General features: G+C 60.9%; 25 protein-coding genes and 1 pseudogene. 17 read left to right on the forward strand and 9 right to left on the reverse strand.

Annotation, left to right across the window (positions count from 1 at the left end):
* The first annotated feature begins 30 nt into the window (after nucleotides 1-30).
* Together J3P91_RS05995 and J3P91_RS06000 are read left to right on the forward strand one after the other, a co-directional pair.
* Nucleotides 31-1,377 (forward strand): carbohydrate porin, encoded by a 1,347-nt coding sequence (locus J3P91_RS05995; protein WP_434569578.1) that lies wholly within the window; start codon nucleotides 31-33, stop codon nucleotides 1,375-1,377.
* Between the two features lie 271 nt (nucleotides 1,378-1,648).
* The gene (locus J3P91_RS06000) at nucleotides 1,649-2,503 is read left to right on the forward strand and encodes a D-hexose-6-phosphate mutarotase (protein ID WP_434602990.1); all 855 of its coding nucleotides are present in this window, start codon (nucleotides 1,649-1,651) and stop codon (nucleotides 2,501-2,503) included.
* A 137-nt stretch (nucleotides 2,504-2,640) separates the two neighbouring features.
* Here J3P91_RS06000 and J3P91_RS06005 read toward each other — a convergent pair whose 3' ends face one another.
* A complete protein-coding gene (locus J3P91_RS06005; protein WP_171061416.1) occupies nucleotides 2,641-3,501 on the reverse strand; it encodes a MurR/RpiR family transcriptional regulator in 861 nt (286 codons plus the stop codon).
* Nucleotides 3,502-3,697: 196 nt separating this feature from the next.
* Between J3P91_RS06005 and zwf the strand changes: the two genes are divergently transcribed.
* From zwf to J3P91_RS06020, 3 genes are read left to right on the forward strand one after another with little or no spacing between them, the layout of a single operon-like run.
* Entirely contained in the window at nucleotides 3,698-5,170 is a 1,473-nt protein-coding gene (gene zwf / locus J3P91_RS06010; RefSeq protein ID WP_305496323.1) for a glucose-6-phosphate dehydrogenase, read from the forward strand.
* On the forward strand, nucleotides 5,157-5,870 hold the full coding sequence (gene pgl / locus J3P91_RS06015; RefSeq protein WP_434602991.1) for a 6-phosphogluconolactonase: 714 nt from the start codon (nucleotides 5,157-5,159) through the stop codon (nucleotides 5,868-5,870). The genes zwf and pgl overlap by 14 nt, the downstream gene beginning before the upstream one ends.
* A gap of 17 nt (nucleotides 5,871-5,887) precedes the next feature.
* A complete protein-coding gene (locus J3P91_RS06020; protein WP_283556083.1) occupies nucleotides 5,888-6,553 on the forward strand; it encodes a bifunctional 4-hydroxy-2-oxoglutarate aldolase/2-dehydro-3-deoxy-phosphogluconate aldolase in 666 nt (221 codons plus the stop codon).
* A 229-nt stretch (nucleotides 6,554-6,782) separates the two neighbouring features.
* Here the strand turns inward: J3P91_RS06020 and J3P91_RS06025 are convergent, their stop codons facing one another.
* A complete protein-coding gene (locus J3P91_RS06025; RefSeq protein ID WP_434602992.1) occupies nucleotides 6,783-7,970 on the reverse strand; it encodes an aminotransferase class V-fold PLP-dependent enzyme in 1,188 nt (395 codons plus the stop codon).
* Nucleotides 7,971-7,986: 16 nt separating this feature from the next.
* Nucleotides 7,987-8,223 carry a DUF3820 family protein gene (locus J3P91_RS06030; protein WP_305496320.1) on the reverse strand — a complete coding sequence of 79 codons (237 nt, stop codon included), beginning with the start codon at nucleotides 8,221-8,223 and terminating at the stop codon, nucleotides 7,987-7,989.
* Nucleotides 8,224-8,429: 206 nt separating this feature from the next.
* Between J3P91_RS06030 and J3P91_RS06035 the strand changes: the two genes are divergently transcribed.
* From J3P91_RS06035 to J3P91_RS06050, 4 genes are all read left to right on the forward strand, one after another.
* Complete coding sequence (locus J3P91_RS06035; RefSeq protein ID WP_186709209.1) at nucleotides 8,430-8,894, forward strand: PA2169 family four-helix-bundle protein; 465 nt, start codon at nucleotides 8,430-8,432, stop codon at nucleotides 8,892-8,894.
* A 203-nt stretch (nucleotides 8,895-9,097) separates the two neighbouring features.
* Nucleotides 9,098-11,098 carry an FUSC family protein gene (locus J3P91_RS06040; protein WP_434569574.1) on the forward strand — a complete coding sequence of 667 codons (2,001 nt, stop codon included), beginning with the start codon at nucleotides 9,098-9,100 and terminating at the stop codon, nucleotides 11,096-11,098.
* Nucleotides 11,085-11,291: a DUF1656 domain-containing protein gene (locus J3P91_RS06045; RefSeq protein ID WP_249873604.1), complete on the forward strand. Its 207-nt coding sequence runs from the start codon at nucleotides 11,085-11,087 to the stop codon at nucleotides 11,289-11,291. The genes J3P91_RS06040 and J3P91_RS06045 overlap by 14 nt, the downstream gene beginning before the upstream one ends.
* A 10-nt stretch (nucleotides 11,292-11,301) precedes the next feature.
* Nucleotides 11,302-12,165, forward strand: a complete 864-nt coding sequence (locus J3P91_RS06050) for an efflux RND transporter periplasmic adaptor subunit (protein ID WP_434602993.1) — start codon at nucleotides 11,302-11,304, stop codon at nucleotides 12,163-12,165.
* A gap of 165 nt (nucleotides 12,166-12,330) precedes the next feature.
* Here the strand turns inward: J3P91_RS06050 and J3P91_RS06055 are convergent, their stop codons facing one another.
* Nucleotides 12,331-12,801 carry a MaoC family dehydratase gene (locus tag J3P91_RS06055; protein ID WP_003227420.1) on the reverse strand — a complete coding sequence of 157 codons (471 nt, stop codon included), beginning with the start codon at nucleotides 12,799-12,801 and terminating at the stop codon, nucleotides 12,331-12,333.
* Nucleotides 12,802-12,841: 40 nt separating this feature from the next.
* Nucleotides 12,842-13,786, reverse strand: a complete 945-nt coding sequence (locus J3P91_RS06060) for a lysophospholipase (RefSeq protein ID WP_434602994.1) — start codon at nucleotides 13,784-13,786, stop codon at nucleotides 12,842-12,844.
* Between the two features lie 225 nt (nucleotides 13,787-14,011).
* Between J3P91_RS06060 and fadD2 the strand changes: the two genes are divergently transcribed.
* Complete coding sequence (gene fadD2, locus J3P91_RS06065) at nucleotides 14,012-15,700, forward strand: long-chain-fatty-acid--CoA ligase FadD2 (protein WP_434569571.1); 1,689 nt, start codon at nucleotides 14,012-14,014, stop codon at nucleotides 15,698-15,700.
* Nucleotides 15,701-16,072: 372 nt separating this feature from the next.
* Nucleotides 16,073-17,764 carry a long-chain-fatty-acid--CoA ligase FadD1 gene (gene fadD1, locus J3P91_RS06070; RefSeq protein WP_434602995.1) on the forward strand — a complete coding sequence of 564 codons (1,692 nt, stop codon included), beginning with the start codon at nucleotides 16,073-16,075 and terminating at the stop codon, nucleotides 17,762-17,764.
* A gap of 212 nt (nucleotides 17,765-17,976) precedes the next feature.
* Here the strand turns inward: fadD1 and J3P91_RS06075 are convergent, their stop codons facing one another.
* Entirely contained in the window at nucleotides 17,977-18,354 is a 378-nt protein-coding gene (locus J3P91_RS06075; RefSeq protein ID WP_305496313.1) for a hypothetical protein, read from the reverse strand.
* A 195-nt stretch (nucleotides 18,355-18,549) separates the two neighbouring features.
* Here J3P91_RS06075 and J3P91_RS06080 point away from each other — a divergent pair, with 195 nt between their 5' ends.
* The 3 genes from J3P91_RS06080 to def all read left to right on the forward strand — a co-directional run bounded on the left by J3P91_RS06080 (nucleotide 18,550) and on the right by def (nucleotide 20,399).
* The gene (locus J3P91_RS06080) at nucleotides 18,550-18,741 is read left to right on the forward strand and encodes a CsbD family protein (protein ID WP_305496312.1); all 192 of its coding nucleotides are present in this window, start codon (nucleotides 18,550-18,552) and stop codon (nucleotides 18,739-18,741) included.
* A gap of 171 nt (nucleotides 18,742-18,912) precedes the next feature.
* A complete protein-coding gene (locus J3P91_RS06085; protein WP_434569568.1) occupies nucleotides 18,913-19,863 on the forward strand; it encodes a YihY/virulence factor BrkB family protein in 951 nt (316 codons plus the stop codon).
* Nucleotides 19,860-20,399 (forward strand): peptide deformylase, encoded by a 540-nt coding sequence (gene def / locus J3P91_RS06090; protein WP_434602996.1) that lies wholly within the window; start codon nucleotides 19,860-19,862, stop codon nucleotides 20,397-20,399. The genes J3P91_RS06085 and def overlap by 4 nt, the downstream gene beginning before the upstream one ends.
* Nucleotides 20,400-20,523: 124 nt before the next feature.
* Here def and J3P91_RS06095 read toward each other — a convergent pair.
* Nucleotides 20,524-20,942: pseudogene (locus tag J3P91_RS06095) on the reverse strand (GNAT family N-acetyltransferase).
* Nucleotides 20,943-21,316: 374 nt separating this feature from the next.
* Nucleotides 21,317-22,348, reverse strand: a complete 1,032-nt coding sequence (locus J3P91_RS06100) for a LacI family DNA-binding transcriptional regulator (protein WP_434602997.1) — start codon at nucleotides 22,346-22,348, stop codon at nucleotides 21,317-21,319.
* Between the two features lie 216 nt (nucleotides 22,349-22,564).
* Between J3P91_RS06100 and J3P91_RS06105 the strand changes: the two genes are divergently transcribed.
* Nucleotides 22,565-23,098 carry a gluconokinase gene (locus J3P91_RS06105; RefSeq protein WP_434569564.1) on the forward strand — a complete coding sequence of 178 codons (534 nt, stop codon included), beginning with the start codon at nucleotides 22,565-22,567 and terminating at the stop codon, nucleotides 23,096-23,098.
* Nucleotides 23,099-23,190: 92 nt separating this feature from the next.
* On the forward strand, nucleotides 23,191-24,543 hold the full coding sequence (locus tag J3P91_RS06110; RefSeq protein WP_305496305.1) for a GntP family permease: 1,353 nt from the start codon (nucleotides 23,191-23,193) through the stop codon (nucleotides 24,541-24,543).
* Between the two features lie 162 nt (nucleotides 24,544-24,705).
* Here J3P91_RS06110 and alaC read toward each other — a convergent pair whose 3' ends face one another.
* Nucleotides 24,706-25,920, reverse strand: coding sequence for an alanine transaminase (gene alaC / locus J3P91_RS06115; protein WP_305496304.1), 1,215 nt, complete (start codon nucleotides 25,918-25,920; stop codon nucleotides 24,706-24,708).
* Nucleotides 25,921-26,128: 208 nt separating this feature from the next.
* Here alaC and J3P91_RS06120 point away from each other — a divergent pair, with 208 nt between their 5' ends.
* Nucleotides 26,129-26,791 (forward strand): LysE family translocator, encoded by a 663-nt coding sequence (locus tag J3P91_RS06120; protein ID WP_434602998.1) that lies wholly within the window; start codon nucleotides 26,129-26,131, stop codon nucleotides 26,789-26,791.
* Nucleotides 26,792-26,869 lie beyond the last annotated feature (78 nt).

Raw genomic sequence — 26,869 nt, forward strand, 5'->3', positions numbered from 1 at the left:
GTTAATAACAATAAAGACGAGGATGTAGGGATGAAGAAGAAGAACAATGCCCAGCTTATCTGCCAGTTGTCAGCCGTTGCGGCGATGATGCTGGCCGGTAGCGCACACGCAGCCGACGCGTTCAGCGCCGACTCGAAGTGGATGACGGGCGACTGGGGCGGTGAACGGACCAAGCTGATCGAGCAAGGTATCGATATCAAGGCGGATTTCGTCGGTGAGATGGGTGCCAACCTCGACGGCGGCTACAACGATGACAAGACCGCGCGCTGGTCCCAGCAGTTTGGCCTGGGCGTAGCTCTTGACCTGGAGAAACTGGCAGGCTGGAACGATACCGAAGCCAAGATTCAATTCACTCGCCGGGACGGTCGCAACATCTCCAACGACCGTATCGGTGATCCACGTGCCGGCACCCTCAGTTCCTCCCAGGAAGTCTGGGGCCGTGGGCAGACTACCCGTCTGACCCAGTTGTGGATCAAGCAGAAGTACTTCGACAGCAAGCTGGATGTCAAAGCCGGTTACTTCGGTGAAGGCGAAGACTTCAACACCTTCCCGTGCGAGTTCCAGAACCTGGCGTTCTGCGGTTCGCAAGCGGGTAACTGGGCGACCGGCATCTGGTACAACTGGCCGATCATGCAGGCGGCGATCCGGGTTAAATACAACCTCACGCCTGAGCTCTATGCGCAAATCGGGGCCTACAACCAGAACCCTTCGCAACTGGAAAACAACAACCGCTACAAGCTCAGCGGCAGCGGCACCAAGGGCACTCTGATTCCGGTCGAGTTGGTCTGGTCGCCGAAGCTCAATAACCTGCCGGGCGAATACCGCGTCGGTTACTACAAGAGCACGGCCAAGGCTGACGATGTTCGTGAAGACATCAACGGCGATGACGCCGCGACCACTGGCAACGCCTATCGTAGCCACAGCAGCAAACATGGCTACTGGCTCGTCGTGCAGCAGCAGCTCACCACTCACAATGGCGATGCTTCCCGCGGCCTGAACATCGCGGCCAACGCTACCGTCCACGACAAGGACACCAACGTCGTCGACAACTACCAGTCGCTGATGTTTGTGTACAAGGGGCCGTTCGATGCGCGTCCGAAGGACGACGTTGGTATCGGTTTCGCCCGTATCCATGTCAACGAGGACGTCAAGAAAAACGCCGAGCTGACCAACGCCGCCAATGGCGTCAGCGACTACGACGATCCACTGTTCGCGCCGTTGCGTAGCACTGAGTACAACTACGAAATCAACTACGGCTTCCATGTCACCAACTGGCTGACCGTGCGTCCGAACCTGCAATACGTGACTCACCCGGGTGGTGTCGATGAAGTCGACAACGCGCTGGTGGCCGGCCTGAAAATTCAGTCGGTGTTCTAACGCTGTTGCGATAAGCTCCTCTCTATGTGCGCATATTTGCGGACGGCCAAGGCTGTCCGCTTTTTTTTGCGGGGGGCGTTTGGTTGCGCGCGGAACCCGTGGCGAGGGAGCTTGCTCCCGCTGGGTCGCGAAGCGACCCCAAAGCCATTCACTGCGGTGCTTCAGCCAGACCGTATGTGCCTCGTTTACGACTGCTTCGCAGCCGAGCGGGAGCAAGCTCCCTCGCCACAAAGGCAGATGAGCGACTCAATGATTTCCAGGACCGCGACCCATGCATGAGCATCCACTACAACGCTTTTTCAGATCCTTGCGCGAGCGTCCGGTGTTTGCGTGGGAGCGCTATCAGCAGCGCGATGTGTTGGTGATCGACCACCCGTTGTGCCAGGCGGTGTTCAGTCGCCAGGGCGCGCAGCTGCTGCACTTCCAGCCGCGCGGGCAGAAGCCGTGGTTGTGGTGCGCAGCCAGGTGGCCGCAAGTCGGGGCGATTCGCGGCGGGGTGCCGGTGTGTTGGCCATGGTATGGCCGTCATCCAAGTGAAAACGCCTGGCCCTCCCATGGTTGGGCGCGATTGATCGATTGGAAATTGCTCGACAGCAGCAGCGACGAAGAGGGCGTTCACCTGCATTGGCAATTGCAGTTGTGTGACTGGCAGGTGGACCTGCATGCCGACCTGGGTGAGCGCATGGAGCTGCGCTTGAGCACCGAGCATCAGGACAGCCTGCCCTGCCAGTTGAGCCAGGCCTTGCACGCCTATTGGCGCATTGGTGACGTTGGCGAGGTAGCGCTGTCTGGCCTCGACGGCGCCCAGGGTTACGACCAGTTGAACCGGGCGGTTTGCCAGCAGGAAGGCGAGTTGCGGGTGGAGGGTGGCTGCCAGCGGGTGTTCCAGCATGAGGGCGAATTGCAGCTCAAGGATCACGCCTGGCAACGCGAGCTGCGCATCGACACCGGCGACAGCGCCGATACGGTGGTGTGGCATCCCGGCGCACGGCCACTGTTGGGTGTGAGCTGGGATGAAGTGAATGAATTCGTCTGCGTCGAAGCGGCCAGCGGCGGTACCGGGAGCCTGTGCCTGGCGCCGGGTGAGCGGGCGCATTTGAGTTTGCAGGCGCGGGCGGGGGCTTAGGTCAGGATCGCTGGTGTGGCGGCTGGCCTCATCGCGAGCGAGCTCGCTCCCACAGGTTTTGTGAACGCCAAAGAACCCTGTGGGAGCGAGCTTGCTCGCGATGACGGCCTGTCATGCAATAAAGCACTCAAGCCAGGTCAGTTGAACTCATCCCCAACCGGATACCGGCTGGCATTCAGGCTTTCCTTGATCTTGCGCAAATGCGGTTGGAAATCCACGCCGCGGCGCAGGGTCATGCCGGTGGCGAGCACATCGAGCACGGTGAGCTGGATGATCCGCGACGTCATCGGCATGTAGATGTCGGTGTCTTCCGGCAAAGGGATGTTCAGGCTCAAGGTGCTCGCCTTGGCCAGCGGCGAGCCTTCGGCGGTCAGGCCGAGCACCGATGCGCCGTTTTCCCGGGCGATGCGCGCCACTTCCACCAGTTCGCGGGTACGCCCGGTGTAGGAGATGATCACGAACAGCTCGCCGGTATGGGCCACCGAGGCGATCATGCGCTGCATCAGCACGTCGGCATGGGCGGTCACCGCCAGGTTGAAGCGGAAAAACTTGTGCTGGGCATCCAGCGCCACGGGGGCCGAGGCGCCGAGGCCGAAGAAGTGGATCTGGCGGGCCTGGATCAGCAGATCCACGGCGCGACTGATCAAATTTGGATCAAGGGCCTGGCAGGCGCTGTCCAATGAAGCGATGGCACTGCCAAAGATTTTGCGGGTATAGGCTTCCGGATTGTCATCGGCCTCGACCGCACGGCTGACATAGGCCGCGCCGCTGGCCAGGCTCTGGGCCAGTTGCAGCTTGAGTTCCGGATAGCCGCTGACGCCGAACGAGCGGCAAAAGCGGTTGACGGTCGGTTCGCTGACCGAAGCGGCCTGGGCGAGGGCGGCGATGCTGAAGCGGGTCGCCTGCTGCGGATTGAGCAGGATCACCTCGGCCACCTTGCGTTCGGCCTTGTTCAGGTCTTCCAGGCGACTCTGGATCTGCTCCAGTAGATTTCGCACGCGGTCCATACAAGATTCCTAGAGAAACGGGTCTTTGATACGACCCTTGGCGGTGGCCTATCCTACTGATGGCTCCGACGGACCACCACTCGGAATCGGTATTTTCGAAAAATGTTGTGGTTATTACTACATTTTTCCTTGAGTGATACCTTGAAAAAAGGTATTTGTAGTTTAACTTGATAAAAGAACAAACATCATGCATTCGATTACGGTTGAACCGTGCACCTTCGCCTTATTCGGCGCCTTGGGCGACCTGGCGTTGCGCAAGCTGTTTCCTGCCCTTTATCAGCTCGACGGTGCCGGCCTGTTGCATGAGGACACGCGAATCTTCGCGCTGGCCCGCGAACCTGGCAGCGAACAGCAACACCTGACGTTCATCGCGACCGAGCTGCGTCGCTATGTGGGCGAAAAAGACCTCGACGAAACCGTGATCGAGCGCTTCCTGGCGCGGCTGACGTATCTGCATGTGGATTTTCTCAAGGCTGACGATTACGTCGCGCTTGCCGAGCAGGTCGGCCAGGCCCAGCAGCAAGTCATCGCCTATTTCGCCACGCCGGCGGCGGTCTACGGCGCGATCTGCGAGAACCTGGCGAAAGTCGGCTTGAGCGAGAACACCCGCGTCGTATTGGAAAAACCTATCGGCTCGGACCTGGAATCGTCGCGCAAGGTCAACGACGCCGTGGCGCAGTTCTTCCCGGAGAACCGCACTTACCGTATCGACCATTACCTGGGCAAGGAAACGGTCCAGAACCTGATCGCGTTGCGTTTCGCCAACAGCCTGTTCGAAACCCAGTGGAACCAGAATTACATCTCCCACGTGGAAATCACCGTGGCCGAGAAGGTCGGCATCGAAGGCCGCTGGGGCTATTTCGACAAGGCCGGGCAACTGCGCGACATGATCCAGAACCACTTGCTCCAGTTGCTGTGCCTGATCGCCATGGACCCGCCGGCCGACCTGTCGGCCGACAGCATCCGTGACGAGAAGGTCAAGGTGCTCAAGGCCCTCGCACCGATCAGCCCGGAAGGCTTGACCACACAAGTGGTGCGCGGCCAGTACATCGCCGGCCACAGTGAAGGCAAGGCCGTCCCCGGCTACCTGGAAGAACCCAATTCCAATACCCAGAGCGACACCGAGACGTTCGTCGCCCTGCGCGCCGACATTCGCAACTGGCGCTGGGCCGGTGTTCCGTTTTACCTGCGTACCGGCAAGCGCATGCCGCAGAAGCTGTCGCAGATCGTGATTCACTTCAAGGAACCGTCCCACTACATCTTCGCCCCCGAGCAGCGTTTGCAGATCAGCAACAAACTGATCATCCGCCTGCAACCGGACGAAGGCATTTCCTTGCGCGTGATGACCAAGGAGCAAGGCCTGGACAAGGGCATGCAATTGCGCAGCGGTCCGCTGCAACTGAACTTCTCCGACACCTATCGCAGCGCGCGGATTCCCGATGCCTACGAGCGGTTGTTGCTGGAAGTCATGAATGGCAATCAGAACCTGTTTGTCCGTAAAGATGAAATCGAAGCCGCGTGGACGTGGTGCGACCAGCTGATTGCCGGCTGGAAGAAGTCCGGTGATGCGCCCAAGCCGTATGCCGCCGGGTCATGGGGGCCGATGAGCTCCATCGCACTGATCACGCGGGACGGGAGGTCATGGTATGGCGATATCTGAGTTGAAACTGCCCGAGGGCGTCACAGCCCTTGAGTTCAAGAGCCCGGTGCTGCTGGCGGAAAACCTCGCGCTGAACGTGGCGCAGCAACTGCGCGCAACAATCGACACTCGCGGTGCGGCGACTTTGGTGGTGTCTGGCGGTCGTAGCCCGGTGGCATTTTTCCAGAACCTGTCCAAGCAGACGCTGGACTGGTCAAAGGTGGTGGTGAGCCTGGCCGATGAGCGCTGGGTGCCGGTAGAACACGCCGACAGCAATGCCGGTCTGCTCAAGCGTTACCTGCTTCAGGGCGCGGCGGCCAAGGCGCAGTTCCTGAGCCTGTACAGCGCCAGCGCCAACCTGGAGGCCGCGGCCGAACAGGCGGATCGTCTGTTGGCCGAGCTGCCGCCGATTGATGTGCTGGTACTAGGCATGGGGGACGACGGGCATACCGCCTCGCTGTTTCCCGACAGCCCGAACCTGGCCGAGGCCCTGGATGAAAAGGGCGCTCGCCGTTGCTGGCCGATGCTCGCGCCAACCGTCCCGCACCAGCGCCTGACCATGAGCCGCGCGTTGCTGGCTTCGGCCAGGCACAAGGTGCTGTCGATTTCCGGTCAATCGAAGTTGACCACCCTGAACGCCGCGGCGGCCGGTGACAACGTCGCCGAAATGCCGATCCGCGCGTTTTTGCAACCTACGTTAGAGATTTACTGGTGCCCATGAACCAAGGATCAGCCGCTATGACAAACCCATCCCCGACCGTTTCCATGGCGGACAAAGTAACGCTGATCGACAGCCTCTGCGCCAAGGCGCGGATCTTGCCGGTGATCACTATTGCCCGTGAGCAGGACATCCTGCCGCTGGCCGATGCCCTGGCCGCCGGTGGCCTGACGGCGCTGGAAGTGACCTTGCGCTCGCAGTACGGCCTCAAGGCCATCCAGGTGCTGCGCGAGCAGCGTCCGGAACTGGTGACCGGCGCCGGCACGGTGCTCGATCGCCATATGCTGGCCGCCGCCGAGGCCGCCGGTTCGCAATTCATCGTGACGCCGGGTATTACCCGCGACTTGCTGGAGGCTAGCGTCCAGAGCCCGATTCCGTTGTTGCCGGGAATCAGCAATGCCTCGGGCATCATGGAAGGCTACGGGCTGGGTTATCGCCGCTTCAAGTTGTTCCCGGCGGAAGTCAGCGGTGGCGTGGCTGCCATCAAGGCCCTGGGCGGCCCCTTCGGCGAAGTGAAATTCTGCCCGACTGGCGGCGTCAGTCCGGCCAATATCAAGAGCTACATGGCGTTGAAAAACGTGATGTGCGTGGGCGGCAGCTGGATGCTGGATCCGGAGTGGATCAAGAACGGCGACTGGGCCCGCATCCAGGAGTGCACCGCCGAGGCCCTGGCGCTGCTGGACTGATTGTCTTACCGAACTTCGTTGGGTGTTCTACGGCTTTACGGTGCGCTTGGTCGGCGCACCGTTTTTTTTTGCCTGTTGTTTCACTGCGCATCCCCGTGGCGAGGGAGCTTGCTCCCGCTGGGCTGTGAAACAGCCCCAATCAGCACGAACGAGATTGGCCTGACTCACCGAGGTGATAGTTCAAGGGGCTGCTGCGCAGCCCAGCGGGAGCAAGCTCCCTCGCCACGGGTTATGTGTTGCTCAGGTGGATAAGCGCCTGGGTCAACCGCTCGATATCCCGTGCCAAGGTAATCAACCCAGGCGTGATGCGGATGCACGGGCCGACGCTGGTCTTGCGCACCACGGTAAAAATCCCATGTTCTTTCAGCAGCCGATCGGCCATGACTTGCTGATCGGAGTGGGCGGTGAAGCGCATCGAGGTGATGCCGCAATAGAGCCGCCGGTCGTCCGGAGTCATGACTTCGATGCCGGGCACATCCCGCACCGCGTTCACCCACAGGTCCCGCAAGTAGCAGAGCCGGGCACCTTTGGCCGACGCGCCGCCCAGGGTGCGGTGTTCTTCAAAGACCAATGGCAGCGTCAGCAGGGCAGGGATGTTGGGCGTGCTGTGGGGTGTGCGTGAGCGCACATCGGTGGCGGGGTAATTGGTTTCGTCCATGTCCGGATCGATGTCGACCAGCCGCTCTGGAGCGATATAGAGAAAGCCCAGGGCCAGCGGGCCGCCAATCCACTTCTGCAAGTTGAAACCGGCAAACTGGATACCCAGCTTCTTCAGATTGAACTCGATCTGACCCAGGGCGTGCGCGCCGTCGAGAATGATGTCGACATCGAACTCCCGCGCCGCCTCGGCAATCGCCTTGATCGGCATGACGAGGCCGGTCAGGTGGTTGACGTAAGTCAGCGCCATCAGCTTGAGGCGCGGGTAACGAATGAAGGTTTCCCGATAGGTGCCCACCAGGCTTTCGAAACTGGCGGGATGCGGGTGGACCAGTTCGATGATCTGCGCTCCTCGCTGGCGAGCCAGCCAGCGCATCGCGCTTTTGACTGACTCGTACTCGACGTCGCTTATCAGCACCTGGTCGCCAGGCTTGAGGCCGTTGTAATTGCGAATCAGCGTCTGCAGGGCGTCCACCGCGCTGGTGGCCAGCGCCACGGTAGAGGAGGGGACGTGAATCAGTTGCGCTACCTGCCGGCGGATGGCCTCGCTGTGCTCCCGGTCGAAATGCTGACGTACGTATACCGAGTTGCTGCGATTGACGAATTCGATGTTGCGCTGGTACTCCTCGACCACGGTACGCGACATCCGCCCGAAGTAGCCGTTTTCCAGGTTGAGCGGGCCCTCGGGCTCGACTTCGTAGCGGTCGACGAAGGTCTGCCAGAAAGCTTCATCATGGGCGCGTAGGGTGTTTTCGGGCATGGGCGGATTCAGTCGGTCAATGGCGTGGTTTGGGCAGGCCGTGTTTGGCGCGCAGCGGATCCAGCAGGTCCGACAGACCGTTGTGGTCGATCTCCTGCATCAGCGCCAGCAAAGCGCCCAGTTCTCCGTGGGGAAAACCCTCCCGGGCAAACCAGTTCAGGTACTGGCCCGGCAGGTCGGCGAGGATTCGGCCCTTGTATTTGCCGAAGGGCATCTGGCGCGTCACCAGCAGTTCAAGCTTTTGCGGATTCATGGCGATTTGTCTTGATAGGAACCATCGGCAAAATACAGGCATTCTGCATGCAGGCCAAATGACAGATCATGCAAATAACGCGGATACAGATTTTTTGGTATTTTATAACTTATTGAATTTAAAGTATTTTTATTGTTGTTTTTGGCTGGCACGGCCAATGCAATATTCCTTGCAGGTTTTTATTCACCAAGCAAAGGAACTGAAAAATGACTGACATCAATAAAGAATCCATCTCTGTCTTGAACGACCTGATCGAGACCAGCAAGGATGGCCAGGAAGGATTCAAGACCTGCGCTGAAGACATCAAGCATCCAGAACTCAAGGCCCTGTTCGTTAAACGCGCGGCCGATTGCGCAACTGCCGCGGCCGAGCTGCAAGCCGCTGTGCGTTCCTTGGGCGGCGATCCGGAAACCTCCACCAGCGTCGCTGGCGACCTGCACCGTCGTTGGGTAGACGTAAAATCGATGTTTACCGGCAAGGACGAAGAAGCGGTCCTCAACGAAGCCGAACGCGGCGAAGACCATGCACTCAAGGCTTACAAGGAAGCCATCGAGAAGATCAACAAGCACAACCTGGTAGGTATTCGTGACCTGGTTGAGCGTCAGTACCACGGCGTGCAACGCAACCACGACCAGGTCAAGGCGCTGCGTAACCAGGCGCGTGCCAGCTGACACATGCCTGTGACGCAAAAAAACGCCAGCTTGCTGGCGTTTTTTTATGGGCTCGAAACCGCAAGAGTGTTTGTCAGATCCATCAATAATCTGCTCTGGACTCGAATAGGTAGCTAGCTAATAATTGCGCTGCCCCTCGGGCGATCTATCGTTATTACGTTCGTGACTACTTCATTACCTCGGCCCCCAGAAGAGTTTTCCGCGTGCCCATTACCTTCCAGGCCTTGTTCGCCCCTGACCGCCTCGCTGTGCAGTTCGCCATCAAAACCGTGCTCGGCGGCGGCCTGGCGTTGTGGCTGGCGTTGCGCTGGGGCCTGGAGCAGCCGTCGTGGGCATTGATGACGGCGTTCATCGTCGCCCAGCCGCTGTCCGGCATGGTGGTACAGAAGGGCCTGGCGCGTTTGGTCGGTACTTTGGTGGGGACGATCATGTCGGTGGTGTTCATGGGATTGTTCGCCCAGGCACCGTGGTTGTTCTTGCTGGCGCTGGCGCTGTGGCTGGGTGTGTGCACGGGCTGTTCGACGCTGTTGCGCAGCGCCTGGTCGTATTCTTTCGTGCTGGCTGGCTACACGGTAGCGATCATTGCCTTGCCGGCCCTTTCCCATCCACTTGGGGTCTTCGACCAGGCCGTGGCGCGGTGCACCGAGATCAGCTTGGGCATTACCTGCGCCACGGCGGCCAGTGCCTTGCTCTGGCCGTTGCGGGTCGAACGACAACTGGCGGATCAGGCCCGTGCCGCCTGGCAGAGCGGCATGCAGGCGGCGCGTGCAACGTTGGCCGGCGATGCCCAGGCGCGCAAAGGCTTGCTCGAAATCCTCGGCAAGATCGTTGCGGTGGATGCCCAGCGCGAACACGCCTGGTTCGAAGGCAGCCTGGGCCGCCAGCGCGCCCGGGCCATCAGCGGCTTGAGCCAGAAACTGCTGATGCTGTTGCGTATTTCCCGTTCGGTGCGTCGGCAGTGGAAACAACTCGAACCTCAGGAAGCCGAAGCGCTCCAGCCGTGGATGGACGAGGTGCAGCAGGCGCTCGCTGCAGACAGCGCGACGCTCCAGGCCCTGCGGCCTCGGGTTCTGGATGCCTCTCATGACCTGCGGATCAGCTCGGCGCAAAGTTACTGCCTGGCTCGTTTCGCCTTGTTGCTCGATACCGCCCTGGCTGCCTGTGCCGCGCTCGCGGCCGTGCAGGAGGGCAGGGCCGCCGCCGATCCGCCGCGCACGCTGGCGCCGCACCGTGATCTGTCCCTGGCCATGGTATTCGGGGCCCGCAGCGCCCTGGCATTCCTGGCAGTAGCCTGTTTCTGGCTGGCGACCGCCTGGCCCGCCGCATCCGGTGCGCTGTTGCTCACCTGCGTGGTGTGCAGCCTGTTTGCCAGCCGCGAAAACGGTGCGCAGATCGGCATGAGTTTCCTGCGGGGTATTTTCCTCGCAGTGCCGACGGCGTTTGTGATCGGCGAGATTTTCCTGCCGCAATGGAGCAGTTTCGCCATGCTGTGCATGGCCATGGGCGTGCCGTTGTTCCTGGGGGCGCTGTGCATGGCCAAGCCGCCGCTCTACGCCACGGCCACCTCGTTCTGCCTGCACTTTGTGGTGCTGGTCTCGCCGCTCAATGCGATGAAGTACGACGTTTCGGCATTTTTCAACAACGCCCAGGCGATGATGATCGGCGTCGGCGCGGCGGTGCTGGCGTTCAAGCTGCTGATCCTGCGCAACCCGGCCTGGCATAGCCGTCGGCTGCTGGCCGCGACGCTGGACGATCTGGTCAGGCTGACCCATCGCAATCTGCGTGGTGCTGAAAGCTGGTTCGGTGGCCGCATGGCTGACCGGCTGCTGCAACTGGCGCGGCATTATCCCGAGCTGCCGGTGCCGGCGCGCAGCCGTTGGGACGACGGCTTGCTGGGCCTGGACGTCGGTGACGAGTTGCTGCATCTGCGCCTGAGCCTGGCCGTCGCCCAGATACCCGACAGCCCGGCCCAGCGCGAATATTTCGAAACCCTGGAGCAGGCGCTGGAACGCGGCCCCGGCGGCGATCAGGCCGAGGCTTTGGCCCAGGCAAGCGACGAATATCTGCGGGTGCTGTCGCAGCAACCGTCCAGCGATGCGCTGAAGCTCGCCCAAGGCGCGGTGGTGCAATTGCAGAACAGCTGGCGCGCCTGGTGCCGCCAGCACGAATCCGAAGAAGGGAAACATAGCCATGGGCTTGCGTGAATGGTCGATTGGCGGGGTGCTGCTCAGCCCGTTCCTGATTTATGTGGTCCTGGCCTTGCTGGCAACCGGGGCGCTGCGCCTGTTGCTCGGCCTGTTGCCCGTCGGGCGCTGGATCTGGCATGAAGCCTTGTTCGACTGCGCCCTGTACGTCTGTGTCCTGACTGTCATTACCCTGGTCCTCGGACCGTTATAAGGAGCTGAACATGCGTACACCCGTACGTGTCGCCGTCACGCTGGGCGTGGTGGCCGTGGCGATCTTCGCCGGGTTTCATCTGTGGCAGTACTACATGCTCACGCCCTGGACCCGGGATGCGCGAATCCGTGCCGACGTGGTGGTGGTCGCCCCTGACGTATCCGGTTGGGTGCGCGAACTCAAGGCCGTGGACAACCAGCAGGTCAAGGCTGGCGACCTGTTGTTGAGCATCGACCGCGAACGCTTCGAGGCCGCGCTGGAAAAGGCTCGCGCGGTGGTCCAGACCCGTCAGCAGCAGCTGAGCCTGCGTGAGCACGAAGCCAGCCGCCGCGCCGCCCTGGGGCCTCAGGCGATCAGCGCCGAGCTGCGGGAAAATGCCCAGATCAACGCCGGCATTGCCCGTGGCGAACTGCGCGAGGCCCAGGCCCAGGCCAAGGTCGCCGAGCTGAACCTGGCCCGCAGCCAGGTCCTGGCGCCACGCAGTGGTCATATCACCAATCTGCGCCTGGCCGAAGGCAACTACGTCAACGCCGGGCAACCGGTGATGGCGCTGATCGATGATTCGACGTTCTACGTGCAGGCCTATTTCGAGGAAACCAAATTGCCGAGGATCCGCGTGGGCGATCCGGTCAAGGTCTGGTTGATGAGCGCCGACCATGCGCTGGACGGCCATGTGGAAAGCATCAGCCGCGGTATCACCGACCGCAACACCAACCCCGATGCGCAATTGCTGGCAGAGGTCGAACCGACCTTCAACTGGGTGCGCCTGGCCCAGCGGATCCCGGTGCGGATCAAGCTCGACAAAGTGCCGGAAGGGGTGAGCCTGAGCGCGGGGATGACGGCGAGTGTGCAGGTGCAAGAGCGGCTGCAATAGCCGTCGCACTGCGGACTCCGTGGCGAGGGAGCTTGCTCCCGCTCGGCTGCGAAGCAGTCGTAAAAAGAACATCACGGTTAATCAGATTAAACGCGGTGGGCTTTTCTCAGGGGCGCTTCGCACCCCAGCGGGAGCAAGCTCCCTCGCCACGGGGAATCATGATCATCAGCCGATGCTGATCGCCGGCAACGTCGGCAACGTAACAGTCTGCTGCTTGCGCGGAGCCAGGATCTCGGCCTCGCCGTCCACCACCAGTTCATCGCGCTGATTGAACACGCGCGTGGCGATACGCACGCGGAACTTCGGCAGTTTCTCGAGGATTTCCAGGCGCACGGTCAGGGTGTCGCCAATCTTCACCGGTTTCTGAAAGCTCATCTGCTGGCCGATATAGATGGTGCCCGGCCCAGGCAGCTCGCACGCCACCGCCGCGCTGATCAGCGCACCGCTGAACATGCCATGGGCGATGCGTTCCTTGAACATGCTGGCGGCGGCGAATTCGGCGTCCAGGTGCACCGGGTTATGGTCGCCGGACATGGCGGCGAACAGCTGGATATCGCGCTCTTCGACGGTCTTGCTGTAGCTGGCGGTCTGGCCGACTTCGAGGGCTTCGTAAGGGATGTTGGTAACCTGGGTCATGTCTGGATCCTGTAACAGGTAAAGGAAAAACGCTGCGAACCTACTCGCTGCGTGGCGGCCGCTGATGGCTCAGCGCCTGGGCAATCCAGGCCAGCACGTCGGCCGTCACTTCATCGCGGTTGGTTTCATTGAACAGTTCGTGCCGGGCCTGCGGGTAGATCGTCAATTGCAGATGTTGATTGCCGGCGTCGCGCAGGGCATCGGCCAGATCTTTCAGACGCTTGCCTTCGCTCACCGGATCACATTCGCCGCCAATCACCAGCAACGGCAGGCCCGGATCGATCTGCGCGAGATTGGACGCTTTGCTGATCTGCTGCAAGCCGCCGAGGAGGTCGATCCACAGCTGATTGGTACAACGAAAGCCGCACAGCGGGTCCTGGACGTATTTGTCCACTTCGGTCGGGTCGCGACTGAGCCAGTCGAAGGGCGTGCGCGCCGGTTTGAATTTTTTGTTGAAACTGCCGAATGACAGCCACTCGATGAGCGCGCTACGCCCCGTGGCTCCCTGGCGTCGACGTTCGAGGCGGGCGATCAGGCGCGCCGCGCGGTACAGCGCCACGGGCTGGAAATTCGAGCCGCTGAGAATCGCCCCGTGCAGGCTGGCGCTGTGGTGCAGCAGGTAACCCTGGGCGATATAGCTGCCCATGCTATGGCCCAGCAGGAGAATTGGTATTTCTGGATGTTGCTGGCCGATGTGCTGATTGAGGCTCGCGAGATCGCCGACCACCTTGGCCCAGCCGTCCTCGTCGGCAAAATGCCCCAGGACTGTTTCCTCGCCGGTCTGGCCATGGCCGCGCAGGTCCGGTGCGTAGACACCATAACCTTCATCGCACAACGCCTGGGCCAGGCGCCCATAACGAGCGCTGTGTTCGGCCATGCCGTGGGCCAGCATGAGCACGGCCTGCGGGGCGGTTTCGGGCAACCATTGGTTGACGAAGATGCGCCTGTGATCGGTCGCGTTCAGCCAGAACGTTTGGTGGATCATGGCGGTTCCTTTGCACAAAGTCAGACGCAGCGTCGCTGCATTGTATAGCGCATCCGTCGCGTCTCGCCTGATCAGGTCACGGCAAGGGAGGAAGATTCACACGATCTATGACGCAAGTTGCCATATTTGCCTGATTGGCCATAGCTGCTAGTGTCCGAGGAGCTCCGCCTGTGCAAGCGACACGCAAGCGGTCCCGGATACGTTCAGGTAAAGAGGACAAAAACAATGCAGCCTGATTTCTGGAATGACAAACGCCCGACCGGCGTGCCCTCGGACATCGACCTGGGTGCCTACAAGTCGGTTGTCGAGGTGTTCGAGCGTTCCTGCAAGAAATTTGCCGACCGTCCGGCCTACAGCAACATGGGGGTGACCCTCACCTACGCCGAGCTGGAGCGCTACAGCGCGGCCTTTGCCGGTTATCTGCAAGCCAATACCGACCTGGCGCCGGGCGATCGCATCGCCGTGCAGATGCCCAACGTCCTGCAATACCCGATCGCCGTCTTCGGTGCCCTGCGCGCCGGCCTGGTCGTGGTCAATACCAACCCGCTGTACACCCCGCGGGAAATGCGTCATCAGTTCAAGGACTCCGGTGCCCGGGCGCTGGTGTACATGAACCTGTTCGGGCAGAAGGTCCAGGAAGTGCTGCCCGACACCGACCTGCAATTTCTGATCGAAGCGAAGATGGGCGACCTGATGCCCACCGCCAAAGGCTGGCTGGTGAATACGCTGGTCAGCAAGGTCAAGAAAATGGTCCCGGCCTATTCGCTGCCCCAGGCGATTTCCTTCAAGAGCGCCTTGCGCCTCGGGCGAGGCCAGGGCATCAAGCCCCTGAACGTCAGCCTCGATGACATTGCCGTGCTGCAATACACCGGTGGCACCACGGGGCTGGCAAAAGGCGCGATGCTGACCCACGGCAACCTGGTCGCCAACATGCAGCAGGCCCGGGCGTGCCTGGGGCAGATCGGCGATGACGGCCAGCCGCTGTTGCGCGAGGGCCAGGAAGTCATGATCGCGCCGTTGCCGCTTTACCATATCTATGCGTTCACGGCGAACTGCATGTGCATGATGGTCACGGGCAACCACAACGTGTTGATCACCAATCCCCGGGACATCGGTGGCTTCATCAAGGAGCTGAAGAACTGGCGGTTCTCGCTGTTGCTGGGGCTCAACACGCTGTTCGTGGCGCTGATGGACCATCCTGATTTCAAGACGCTGGATTTTTCCAACCTCAAGGTCACCAACTCAGGCGGCACCGCGCTGGTCAAGGCCACGGCCGAACGCTGGAAGCAGCTCACCGGCTGTGGCATCACCGAGGGCTACGGCCTGACGGAAACCTCGCCGGTGGCCAGTGCCAACCCTTACGGCGGCAAGTCGCGCCTGGGTACGGTGGGGCTGCCGGTGCCGGGTACGCTGATGAAGGTCATCAACGACGACGGCGTCGAACTGCCCCTGGGCGAGCGCGGCGAGCTGTGCATCAAGGGCCCGCAGATCATGAAGGGCTACTGGAACAAGCCCGAGGCGACCGCCGAAGTGCTGGACAGCGAAGGCTGGTTCAAGTCCGGCGATATCGCGGTGATCGATCCCGACGGGTTTGTGCGCATCGTCGACCGCAAGAAAGACATGATCATCGTCTCGGGTTTCAATGTGTATCCCAACGAGATCGAGGACGTGGTCATGGCTCACCCGAAAGTCGCCAGTTGCGCGGTCATCGGCGTGCCGGACGAGCGTTCGGGGGAGGCGGTGAAACTGTTCGTGGTGGCCCGTGAGGCGGGCGTCAGCCTTGAAGAACTCAAGGCCTACTGCAAGGAGAACTTCACCGGCTACAAGATCCCCAAGCACATCGTATTGCGTGACTCGCTGCCGATGACGCCGGTGGGCAAGATCCTGCGGCGGGAGCTGCGCGATATCGCCTGAGGCGCTTGCCTCAATGGAAACCCCTGACCCTGTGGGAGCGAGCTTGCTCGCGATAGCGTTAGATCAGTGACAGAGATGTTGGCTGATCCAACGCTATCGCGAGCAAGCTCGCTCCCACAGTTGTTATATGTCGATGCAATCACGCGGTCTTAGAATTTTTACTCTAAAAATGACCATTAGATTTTCTTGAGTCGGATTTGTGACTGTAGGGCCCATTTTTGGCTCTAGTCGACCCTTGGCAAAGCTGCTACTCTCGGCGCGCTTTTGTGACTTCTCGGCCTTGATTCAAGCCAGATTCACCAACAAAACACACACCAATAATAATCGCATCAAATGCGGTGAAGAATTCGCGTTGCTGAGGAGTGGGCTTCCATGATTGAAGACTTTTGGAAGGATAAGTACCCAGCTGGGATTGCTGCCGACATCAATCCAGACGAGTATCCGAATATTCAGGCGGTGTTGAAGCAGTCCTGCCAACGCTTCGCCGACAAGCCGGCATTCAGCAACCTCGGCAAGACGATCACCTACGGTGAACTCTACGAATTGTCCGGTGCCTTTGCCGCGTACCTGCAACAGCATACCGATTTGCAGCCGGGCGATCGAATCGCCGTGCAACTGCCCAACGTGCTTCAGTATCCGGTGGCCGTTTTCGGCGCGATCCGCGCCGGGCTCATCGTGGTCAACACCAACCCGCTATACACCGCGCGGGAGATGGAACACCAGTTCAACGACTCCGGCGCCAAGGCGCTGGTGTGCCTGGCCAACATGGCGCACCTGGCCGAGAACGTGGTGCCCAGGACCAGCGTCAAGCACGTCATTGTCACCGAAGTCGCCGACCTGCTGCCGCCGCTCAAGCGCCTGCTGATCAACAGCGTGATCAAGTACGTCAAGAAGATGGTCCCGGCTTACCATTTGCCCAAGGCCATCAAGTTCAACGACGTGTTGAGCAAGGGCCACGGCCAACCGGTGAACGAAGCCAACCCCACCAGCGATGACGTGGCCGTTCTGCAATACACCGGTGGCACCACCGGCGTGGCCAAGGGGGCGATGCTGACCCACCGCAACCTGGTGGCGAACATGTTGCAATGTAAGGCATTGATGGGCTCCAACCTCAATGAAGGCTGCGAAGTGTTGATCACGCCGCTGCCGCTGTACCACATCTATGCGTTCACCTTTCATTGCATGGCGATGATGCTGATCGGCAACCACAACATCCTGATCAGCAACCCGCGCGACTTGTCGGCGATGGTCAAGGAACTGTCGAAGTGGAAGTTCAGCGGTTTTGTCGGCCTCAACACGTTATTCGTGGCCCTGTGCAATAACGAAGCCTTCCGCAAGCTGGACTTCTCGGCATTGAAGGTGACCTTGTCCGGTGGCATGGCGCTGCAACTGGCAGCGGCCGAGCGCTGGAAGGCGGTCACCGGCTGCCCGATCTGCGAAGGCTACGGCATGACCGAGACCAGCCCGGTGGCTACCGTCAACCCGATCCAGCACATCCAGGTCGGCACCATCGGCATTCCGGTGCCATCGACGCTGTGCAAGGTCATCAATGACGCGGGCGTCGAATTGCCACTCGGTGAAATCGGCGAATTGTGTGTGAAAGGTCCGCAAGTGATGAAGGGCTACTGGCAGCGCCAGGAGGCCACCGACGAGATCCTCGACGGTGAAGGCTGGCTCAAGACCGGTGATATCGCGCTGATCCAGCCGGACGGCTACATGCGCATCGTCGATCGCAAGAAGGACATGATCCTGATCTCCGGCTTCAACGTTTACCCCAACGAACTGGAAGACGTACTGGCCACCCTGCCGGGTGTGCTGCAGTGCGCGGCGATCGGTGTACCGGATGAAAAATCCGGCGAGGCGATCAAGATTTTCATCGTCGTGCGTCCAGGGGCCACGCTCACCAAGGAACAGGTGATGGAGCACATGCGCGCCAACGTTACTGGCTACAAAGTGCCCAAGGCCGTGGAGTTCCGCGATGCATTGCCGACCACCAACGTGGGCAAGATCCTGCGGCGCGAGTTGCGCGATGAAGAACTGAAGAAGCTGGGGCTGAAGAAATAAACCCGCCGCCAATGAAAAGCCCCGCTGATGCGGGGCTTTTTGTTACAAGGCTATGGCCTCGCGCGGGGCGGCCGTTGTGGCGAGGGAGCTTGCTCCCGCTGGGCTGCGCAGCAGCCCCATCCGGTCCGACTGATACACCGCAGGGGCCGCTTCGCGTCCAGCGGGAGCAAGCTCCCTCGCCACTGGGGAACCGGTGATCCTGGCAATCGGGACTACAACCGAAACTGCGCAAAATCCAGGTTGGTGCCACCCGGCCGCATGTCTTGCAGGTAGGAATCCTTGTCGGCACTCAGTTCCAGGCTCAGGGCCGCCTTGCGTTTGCCCTGGTTGCGTACTTCCAGGCCTTCCAGTTTTTCCCGCAGGAACACCGTCGGCACTTTCAGGTGCAGCAATTCATCGGTGGCGGGGGTGTGCAGCAGCAGGTGAATCCATTCGTATTGACCAATGGCCAGCCGGGCCACCGGAATGTCGAACCAGAAGATGTTGCGATTGCGGTTCAGTTCGCTGAAATGGCAATTGTTGACGCCCAGGACGGCGCCGCCCAGTTGCTGGTTCCTGCGGGCGATGGCCTGCTTTTTATCGAGTTTCATAACGTTCCTACGGAATTGGAGCTTCAGGTCGCAGCCTGAATACGTGGGGCATTCTCGGGGGTTGATCGGCAAACATAAAGCGCAACCTGCAGTCGCCGACGAAATCAGCCGCAGAAAAAATGAAACTCCCCGCAAACGGTCCCAGTCAACCCTTGTGTAATGACTTTTCTTACGGTTATTCACAGGAGAGACACCATGGGTAGCACGAGCGATAAAGTGAAGGGCGTTGCCAACGAAGCCGTCGGCAACATCAAGCAAGGCGTCGGCAAGGCCACCGATAACGACCGCATGCGCGCCGAGGGCGTGGTCCAGGAGAAAAAGGGTGAAGCCCAGCAAAACGTGGGCAAGGCCAAGGATGCCGTCAAGAAAGGCGTCGACGAGGCGTAACCGATCAGTTGAAACGTGATCGGAACGGTCATCTGCGGGTGGCCGTTTTCATGTCGACTCGAACTTGCACCGGGGGAAATTGTTCCAAAGTCGCCAACAGGTTACTTTGTCTTGGCATAACCCGATGAGTCGCCAGGCGACCTTCCTTTTTTGCGGCGAAAGGAGACGCACATGATGTTCCCGGCCTTGAAAGGCTTGCCCCTGCACCGCGTGATGATGCGCACGGTAACCGAATTTCTCGACGACGAGATGTCGACGTACGCCTCCGCACTGGCTTACCAGATGTTGTTTTCGCTGTTCCCCTTCATTCTTTTCCTGATAGCCCTGATCGGTTTTCTGCACCTGCCGGATTTTTTCTCCTGGCTGCGCCTGCAATCGGAACTGGTGCTGCCGCCGCAGGCGCTGGAGCAGGTCAACCCGGTGATCGACCAGCTCCAGCAGTCAAAGGGGGGCCTGCTGTCGGTCGGTATCGTGATTGCGTTGTGGACCGCGTCGGCCGGCGTGCGGCTGATGATGAGCGCCATGAATGCCGCTTATGACGTGGTCGAAGGGCGCCCGGCCTGGAAGCGTTTTCCGCTGTCGATCCTGTACACCGTCGGCATTGCGGGCATGCTCCTGGCCGCCGCGGCGCTGATGGTGCTGGGGCCGCAGGTGATGGGCTGGATTGCCGCCCAGATCGGGCTGGAGGAATTTATTGTCACCGTCTGGACGCTTGCGCGCTGGCCAGTCATCGTGTTTTTGCTGATGGTCGCGGTGGCGCTGATCTATTACGTGATGCCCGACGTCAAACAGGAGTTTCGCTTCATCACGCCGGGCTCGGTATTGGCGGTGGTGGTCTGGATCATCGCGTCCCTGGGCTTCGCGTTCTACGTCAAGACCTTCGCCGACTACAACGCCATGTATGGCAGTATCGGCGCGATCATCGTGCTGTTGCTGTACTTCTATATCTCGGCGGCGGTACTGTTGCTCGGCGCTGAGATGAACGCGGTGATCGAGCACATGTCCGCCGAAGGCAAGGACCATGGCGAAAAGAGCCCCGGCGAGCATGAAAAACAGCATGTATCGGGCCTTGGGCGCGACCATTCCATTCCTCACAATCACACTGACGAAGCCCGACCATGATCCGCGAAATCCTGAAGATGGGCGACGAACGCCTGCTGCGCATCGCACCGCCGGTGCCGCCAGAAATGTTCGACAGTCCCGAGTTGTGGCAATTGATCGATGACATGTTCCAGACCATGGAAAGTGTCGGCGGTGTCGGCCTGGCGGCGCCGCAGATCGGCGTCGACCTGCAACTGGTGATCTTCGGCTTCGAGCACAGCGAGCGTTACCCGGATGCCGAGGCGGTGCCGCAGACCATCCTGATCAACCCGTTGATCACGCCGCTGAGCCCGCTGATGGAAGAGGGCTTCGAGGGCTGCCTGTCGGTGCCGGGGCTGCGCGGTGCGGTGGATCGCTACCAGCACATCCGCTATGAAGGTTTCGACCCGAAGGGCGAGCCGATCGTGCGCACCGCCTCAGGCTTCCACGCGCGGGTAGTCCAGCATGAATGTGATCACCTGATCGGCCGCTTGTACCCATCGCGCATCACCGACTTCAGCAAGTTCGGCTTCACCGAGGTGATGTTTCCGGAGCTGGATCCCACCGCCGACGATTAGCTGAGTCCTACCCAAAACCCTGTGGGAGCGAGCTTGCTCGCGATTGCGGTGTGTCATCCAAATTGATTCAGCTGACCTGACGCCATCGCGAGCAAGCTCGCTCCCACACTGGACTGATGGGTCTTCAGGGTCTTGCAGGCACCAACCCCATCGCAATCATCGGCTTGCTCCGCGCATACCGGCTCAGCCGTTCAGCCATCGCATAAGGCAGTTCCGGATCGAAGTCGAACCCGCGTCGCTCATAGAAGCCGCGCAGGTCAGGTGGCAGAACAGCCACACCGGCGCCTCCACGCCTTTCACCGCCTTTTCTATCAACCGCGCCGCGATGCCTTGCGCGCGGAACGCCGGGTCGACGAACAACCCCGTCAACCAATACCCACCGGACACCGGTCGCAGGCACAGGGCCGCGACGATTTCATCGCGCCGCGCCACCCAGAGTTGCGCGTCGCGCACGGCTTTCATCGAAGATTGGTGGGCACGATAAAATTTGTTCATCAACGGCCAAAGCGATTCTTCGAGCGCTGCATAACGGATTTCGGACATGGCTGGGTCATGGCGAAGAGGGGGAGGCGATTATAAAAGAACGCGGCTGCAGGGATAGGTGTATACCTGAGGTACATCCCGTATGAGTGGAGTGCGTATCATGGCCAAAGGCATGGATTCAAAAAAAGCGGCAAAGAAAAAACCAGCGAAGAGCGCCGATGAAAAACGCGCCGACAAAAAAGCCAAGAAGGTCAATCTGTTCGGTCATTGAAACGCTGTCGGCTCGGTTGGTCGCAGGTTTGAGGCGGAGGTTGCAACGCTCCGCCCAAACCCGCTGAGGTGATACCGAGGCGCTGCCAGACTCAGAGGGTGGCGAGGACGGTGCTCTCGGCAGGGTTCGTCGGCATGGTTCGACCGCATCCTGCCGGGGCCGCTCAGGTGCTTTCGCGGACCTTGAGTTCGAACCCCAGGTCCACCACCGGCTGGGCGATGCGGTTGCCAGCCATCAAGGTGAGCATCTGTTCAGCGGCACGGCGGCCGATGGCTTCCCGCGGGGTGCTGATGCTGCTCAAGCGCGGCACCATGTGGGCCGAGGCGGGAAGGTCGTTGAAACCGAGGATCGAAACCTGCTCGGGGATCCTGATACCGCTGCGCAACGCTTCGAGCAGTGCGCCGTGGGCCAGGTCGTCGTTGCCGAAGAAGATCGCATCGACGTTCGGGTGGCTGGCGAGCAACTGCAGGAACAACTCGCCGCCCAGGCCCACCGATGACGGACGCGGCGTGAGTATTTCCAGGTCCGGGTCGTAGAGCCCGGCCTCCTGTAATGCGCGCCGGAAACCTTCGCCGCGCAACAGCGTGCGCTGGTCCAGTTGCGCGCCGATGTAGGCCAGGCGCTTGCGGCCTCGGGAAACCAGGTGTTCGGCAGCGGTTTCGCCGGCCTTGAGCTGGGAGAAGCCCACACAGTTGAGGCCGGCGCCCGGGTCCAGTTCCATCATGTACACGCAGGGAATGTTGCTGGCCTCGATCATCCGTCGAGCGCTTTCGGTGCGGTCGAACCCGGTGAGCAACAATCCTCGCGGCTGATAGGCCATGTAGTTGCGCAGCAGGTCCTCTTCTTCATCCCGGGAATAATGGTAATTGCCGATCACCACTTCGAAGCCCTTGGGCCGCAGCACGCGATGAATGGCTTCGAGAGTGTCGATGAACAACAGGTTCGACAACGATGGCACCAGCACCACCACCGAATGGCTCTGGGCCGAAGCCAGGGCGCGGGCGGCGGGGTTGACGACGTAGTTGAGTTCCAGGGCGGCCTGGCGGACCTTGTCCACCAGCTCGACGGCCACGGTGCTGACGCCGCGAAGGGCACGGGAGGCGGTGATCGGGCTGACCCCGGCCAGGCGTGCGACCTCGTTGAGCGTGGGGCGACCGGTGGTGCGAGTATTCTTATCGTTTTTAGGGGCGGTCATCAGGGCGGCTTGCCAAACAAAAATCAAGGCACTAAGGTAGCGCTGTCTCGGCGCGGCTGCAAATGCGTGAGCAGGGTTTGCCTGATCCCCTCTCCGCTGGCGTCGTGGACGTACATGCTGCAACCACAAAAATGACAAGAAGGCGTCGGCAACTTCTGCTTTTGCTGCGGTGTCATAACTGGCAAAGGTAGCGCTGTCTGCGCGCTGAGGTGTTACATGAATAATCCAATCACCGCCCTGGTCATCATGGGCGTTGCCGGTTGCGGCAAAACCTGCGTCAGCCAGGCCCTGTGCCAACTGAGCGGCGCCAGCGCCATTGAAGGCGACACTTTCCACCCCGCGGCCAACATCCAGAAGATGAGCGCCGGTATCCCCCTGAACGACGACGACCGTGCCGGCTGGCTCGACAGCCTGTGCGATGAGTTGCGCCGTGTCGACGCCATGGGCGCGCGCCCGGTGCTGACCTGCTCGGCCCTCAAGCACAGTTATCGCGAGCGCCTGCGCAGCGCCTTGCCGGGCCTGGGCTTCGTATTTCTTGAATTGACCCCGGAAGTAGCCGCTGATCGCGTGTCCCATCGCCCGGGCCATTTCATGCCGTCGACCCTGATCGACAGCCAGTTTGCCACCCTTGAATCTCCTGTCGGCGAGCCCCTGACCCTGGCTCTGGATGCGTCCAGCCACAGCGTTGATGAACTGGCCCGCCAGGCTTACGTCTGGTGGCTGGCCCACGGCCTGAAGCTTGCGAGCTGAAGCGTGAACAATTTGCGTCAGAAAGATAGCGCTGTCCCGACGGCTTGAAAATAACTGCTTCAATAACAACAACAAATCAGGAGACACCTCCCATGTTCGGCATGTCCCACGAGACGTTCCTGCTGCTAGATGCAGTGGTTACGGTGATCGGACTCATCGTCCTCATCACCAAGTTCAAATTCCACCCGTTCATTGCACTGACCATCGCCGCCGCGTTTCTCGGCCTGACGTCGGGCATGCCGACCGGCACCATCATCAAGGCGTTCCAGGACGGCTTTGGTGGCGTGCTCGGTTTTGTCGGCATCATCCTGGCGCTGGGCACGATGCTCGGCAAAATGATGGCCGAGTCGGGCGGCGCCGATCAGATCGCCCAGACCCTGATCCGTGCCTTCGGCAAGGAGAAGGTGCAGTGGGCCATGATGTTCGCCGCGTTCCTGGTGGGCATCCCGCTGTTCTTCGAAATCGGCTTCGTGCTGCTGATCCCGCTGGTGTTCATCGTCGCGCGCCGCACCGGCGTGTCGATCATCAAGATTGGTATCCCGCTGCTGGCCGGTCTTTCCGCCGTCCACGGCCTGGTGCCACCGCACCCGGGTCCGCTGCTGGCAATCGGCATCTTTGGCGCTGACATCGGCAAGACCATTCTCTACGGCCTGATCGTCGCGCTGCCGACCGCCATCATTGCCGGACCGATCTTCGGTACGTTCATCGCCAAGCACATCCCCGGTCATCCGAATCAGGAGCTGGTGGACCAACTGGCCCGCGAGACGAACGCCGCCGAACTGCCAAGCTTCAGCATCACCCTGATCACCGTGCTGTCGCCGGTATTCCTGATGCTGCTCAAGACCTTCGCGGATGTGGCGCTGCCGGACGGCAACCTGTTCCGTGTCTGGATGGACATGATCGGCCACCCGATCTCGGCCTTGCTGCTGGCGTTGCTGTTGTCGCTGTACACCTTTGGCTACAAGCAGGGCATCGGTTCCAGCCAGATGCTGAAGTGGCTGGACGCGAGCCTGGCGCCGACGGCGGCGATCATCCTGATCATCGGTGCCGGCGGCGGTTTCAAGCAGATGCTGGTGACCAGCGGCGTGGGTGACGTGATTGGCCACATGGCCGTCAGCGCGCAGATTTCGCCGATCCTGCTGGCCTGGCTGGTGGCGGCGGTGATTCGGATTGCGACCGGTTCGGCGACCGTGGCGACCATTACCGGTGCCGGGATCGTGGTACCAGTGGTGGGGATGATGCCAGGGGTGAACCGTGAGCTGCTGGTACTGGCGACCGGCGCCGGCTCGCTGATCCTGTCTCACGTCAACGATGCGGGCTTCTGGCTGGTCAAGCAGTACTTCAACATGACCGTGGCCGAGACCTTCAAGACCTGGACCGCGATGGAAACCATCCTGTCGGTGGTGGGGCTGATCTTTATCCTGCTGTTGTCGCTGGTGATCTAAGACATCCTGGACTTACTGTGGCGAGGGAGCTTGCTCCCGCTGGGCCGCGAAGCGGCCCCAATCCAGTCAACTCCGATTCATAGAGTGAGGCGACCGGTTTGCGACTGCTTCGCAGTCGAGCGGGAGCAAGCTCCCTCGCCACATAAAAATTGTGGTTGGCTGTCAGGCTTGTTTGCCAGCCAACCCATCCGCCCGGAACATCCCGCGGATCCCGCGTACCGCCTGGCGAATCCGGTCCTGGTTCTCGATCAGCGCAAAGCGCACATGATCGTCCCCATATTCCCCGAACCCCACCCCCGGCGAGACGCAGACCTTGGCTTCGGCCAAAAGCTTCTTGGCAAACTCCAGTGAGCCCAGGTGCGCATAGGCCTCGGGAATCTTCGCCCAGACATACATCGATGCCTTGGGATTCTCCACCATCCAGCCCAGTTCATGCAGGCCCTTGACTAGTACGTTGCGGCGCTGGCGGTACTGCTCGGCGATGTCGCGCACGCATTGCTGGTCGCCTTCGAGTGCGGCGATGGCGGCCACTTGCAGCGGGGTGAAGGTGCCGTAGTCGTGGTAACTCTTGATCCGCGCCAGGGCGCTGACCAGTTCCGGGTTACCCACCATGAAGCCGATGCGCCAGCCGGCCATGTTGTAGCTCTTGGACAGGGTGAAGAACTCTACCGCAATGTCTTTCGCGCCCGGCACCTGCATGATCGACGGGGCTTTCCAGCCGTCATAGACGATGTCGGCGTAGGCCAGGTCGTGGATGACCAGTACGTCGTATTGTTTGGCCAGGGCGATGACCCGCTCGAAGAAGTCGAGCTCCACGCACTGGGCGGTCGGGTTGGACGGGAAACCGAGGATCATCATCTTCGGCTTGGGGATCGAACCGCGAATGGCCCGTTCCAGTTCATCGAAAAAATCCACGCCGGGCACCAGCGGCACCGAACGCACCTGGGCGCCGGCGATCACCGCGCCGTAGATGTGGATCGGATAGCTGGGGTTGGGCACCAGCACCGTGTCGCCCTGGTCCAGGGTGGCCAGCATCAGGTGTGCCAGGCCTTCCTTGGAGCCAATGGTGACAATGGCTTCGCTTTCCGGGTCGATGTCCACTTCGTAGCGGTCCTTGTACCAGCGCGAGATGGCTCGGCGCAGGCGTGGGATGCCTTTGGAAGTGGAGTAGCCGTGGGTATCTTCGCGCTGGGCGACGGTGACCAGCTTCTCGACAATATGCGGGGGCGTGGCGCCGTCGGGGTTACCCATGCTCAAGTCGATGATGTCTTCGCCGCGCCGACGCGCAGCCATCTTCAGCTCGGCAGTGATATTAAATACGTACGGGGGGAGTCGATCGATGCGCGCAAAGCGGCGCGGCGAACCTTGTTCAGCCATTGTTGCCTCGAGATACGTGAGCGCCCGGAACCGTCCGAGCGACGTCGGCCAATGCGTTGGCCTGCGGCGCAAGATAATCGGGCCAATGGCGGATTGTCCAGTAGCCGCGCCGAACTATTTTCGACGACACTGTCGCCCTGGCTGCGCCACCAGCGGTGGCCGTAGCGGCTTGTCGGACCTGTCTTACCCAATTGTAATGGAATGAATAATGGAATTTTCCAGCGGCTTCCTGCTGAGCCTTTCCTTGTGCCTGGACATCGGCGTGGCCAATATCGCGATGATCACCCTGGCGATGCAGCGCGGCTATTTCCAGGGCTTTGCCCTGGGCCTGGGCACCTGCGTAGGCGACCTGGTCTATGCGGTCCTGGCACTGGCCGGGATGACTGTCCTGCTGCAATACGAAACGGTGCGGTGGGTGCTGTGGATCGGCGGTTCGGTGCTGTTGCTGTATTTCGCCGCGAAGATGGTTCATTCGGCGATCTTTCACAGTGCGGTGCTGGCCGAGGCCGGCGAGGTCCGGGGCAACTCGTCTCGGCAGGAGTTTTTTCGCGGGATCTTCCTGGCGATGTCATCCCCCAGCGCCATCCTCTGGTTCGCGGCGGTGGGAGGTACGCTCATTGCCCGCTCAGGGGGTGGCACGGTAGTCAGTTCGGCGCTGTTTTTGAGCGGATTCCTCTGCGCCGGGCTGCTCTGGAGCGCCGGCCTGTGCCTGGCGGCAACCCAGGGCGGAAAATTGTTGGGGGATAAATTGCTGCGTTATTCCTATTGGGTGTCGGCGGCGATTTTCTGCTATTTCGCCGTCTACGTGATCGTTTCTGGCTACAACGAGTTTGTCGGAACAACCGCCTCGGCTGTCCCGCCTGGACTCTGACAAGCGAAACGGCCTGGCAATCACCGTTTGGGTTCTATACTGCCAAACCCGACTTCAAGTTTTCCGGAGTGTCGAAGC

This window comes from Pseudomonas sp. Z4-7 (assembly GCF_051131965.1).
Lineage (GTDB): Bacteria > Pseudomonadota > Gammaproteobacteria > Pseudomonadales > Pseudomonadaceae > Aquipseudomonas.

What these genes read in the sequence shown, in the direction of transcription:
- J3P91_RS05995 (WP_434569578.1), top strand. Translation starts at nt 31, where the DNA reads ATGAAGAAGAAGAACAATGCCCAGCTTATCTGCCAGTTGTCAGCCGTT.
- J3P91_RS06000 (WP_434602990.1), top strand. Translation starts at nt 1,649, where the DNA reads ATGCATGAGCATCCACTACAACGCTTTTTCAGATCCTTGCGCGAGCGT.
- zwf (WP_305496323.1), top strand. Translation starts at nt 3,698, where the DNA reads ATGCATTCGATTACGGTTGAACCGTGCACCTTCGCCTTATTCGGCGCC.
- pgl (WP_434602991.1), top strand. Translation starts at nt 5,157, where the DNA reads ATGGCGATATCTGAGTTGAAACTGCCCGAGGGCGTCACAGCCCTTGAG.
- J3P91_RS06020 (WP_283556083.1), top strand. Translation starts at nt 5,888, where the DNA reads ATGACAAACCCATCCCCGACCGTTTCCATGGCGGACAAAGTAACGCTG.
- J3P91_RS06025 (WP_434602992.1), bottom strand. Translation starts at nt 7,970, where the DNA reads ATGCCCGAAAACACCCTACGCGCCCATGATGAAGCTTTCTGGCAGACC.
- J3P91_RS06030 (WP_305496320.1), bottom strand. Translation starts at nt 8,223, where the DNA reads ATGAATCCGCAAAAGCTTGAACTGCTGGTGACGCGCCAGATGCCCTTC.
- J3P91_RS06035 (WP_186709209.1), top strand. Translation starts at nt 8,430, where the DNA reads ATGACTGACATCAATAAAGAATCCATCTCTGTCTTGAACGACCTGATC.
- J3P91_RS06045 (WP_249873604.1), top strand. Translation starts at nt 11,085, where the DNA reads ATGGGCTTGCGTGAATGGTCGATTGGCGGGGTGCTGCTCAGCCCGTTC.
- J3P91_RS06050 (WP_434602993.1), top strand. Translation starts at nt 11,302, where the DNA reads ATGCGTACACCCGTACGTGTCGCCGTCACGCTGGGCGTGGTGGCCGTG.
- J3P91_RS06055 (WP_003227420.1), bottom strand. Translation starts at nt 12,801, where the DNA reads ATGACCCAGGTTACCAACATCCCTTACGAAGCCCTCGAAGTCGGCCAG.
- J3P91_RS06060 (WP_434602994.1), bottom strand. Translation starts at nt 13,786, where the DNA reads ATGATCCACCAAACGTTCTGGCTGAACGCGACCGATCACAGGCGCATC.
- fadD2 (WP_434569571.1), top strand. Translation starts at nt 14,012, where the DNA reads ATGCAGCCTGATTTCTGGAATGACAAACGCCCGACCGGCGTGCCCTCG.
- fadD1 (WP_434602995.1), top strand. Translation starts at nt 16,073, where the DNA reads ATGATTGAAGACTTTTGGAAGGATAAGTACCCAGCTGGGATTGCTGCC.
- J3P91_RS06075 (WP_305496313.1), bottom strand. Translation starts at nt 18,354, where the DNA reads ATGAAACTCGATAAAAAGCAGGCCATCGCCCGCAGGAACCAGCAACTG.
- J3P91_RS06080 (WP_305496312.1), top strand. Translation starts at nt 18,550, where the DNA reads ATGGGTAGCACGAGCGATAAAGTGAAGGGCGTTGCCAACGAAGCCGTC.
- J3P91_RS06085 (WP_434569568.1), top strand. Translation starts at nt 18,913, where the DNA reads ATGATGTTCCCGGCCTTGAAAGGCTTGCCCCTGCACCGCGTGATGATG.
- def (WP_434602996.1), top strand. Translation starts at nt 19,860, where the DNA reads ATGATCCGCGAAATCCTGAAGATGGGCGACGAACGCCTGCTGCGCATC.
- J3P91_RS06100 (WP_434602997.1), bottom strand. Translation starts at nt 22,348, where the DNA reads ATGACCGCCCCTAAAAACGATAAGAATACTCGCACCACCGGTCGCCCC.
- J3P91_RS06105 (WP_434569564.1), top strand. Translation starts at nt 22,565, where the DNA reads ATGAATAATCCAATCACCGCCCTGGTCATCATGGGCGTTGCCGGTTGC.
- J3P91_RS06110 (WP_305496305.1), top strand. Translation starts at nt 23,191, where the DNA reads ATGTTCGGCATGTCCCACGAGACGTTCCTGCTGCTAGATGCAGTGGTT.
- alaC (WP_305496304.1), bottom strand. Translation starts at nt 25,920, where the DNA reads ATGGCTGAACAAGGTTCGCCGCGCCGCTTTGCGCGCATCGATCGACTC.
- J3P91_RS06120 (WP_434602998.1), top strand. Translation starts at nt 26,129, where the DNA reads ATGGAATTTTCCAGCGGCTTCCTGCTGAGCCTTTCCTTGTGCCTGGAC.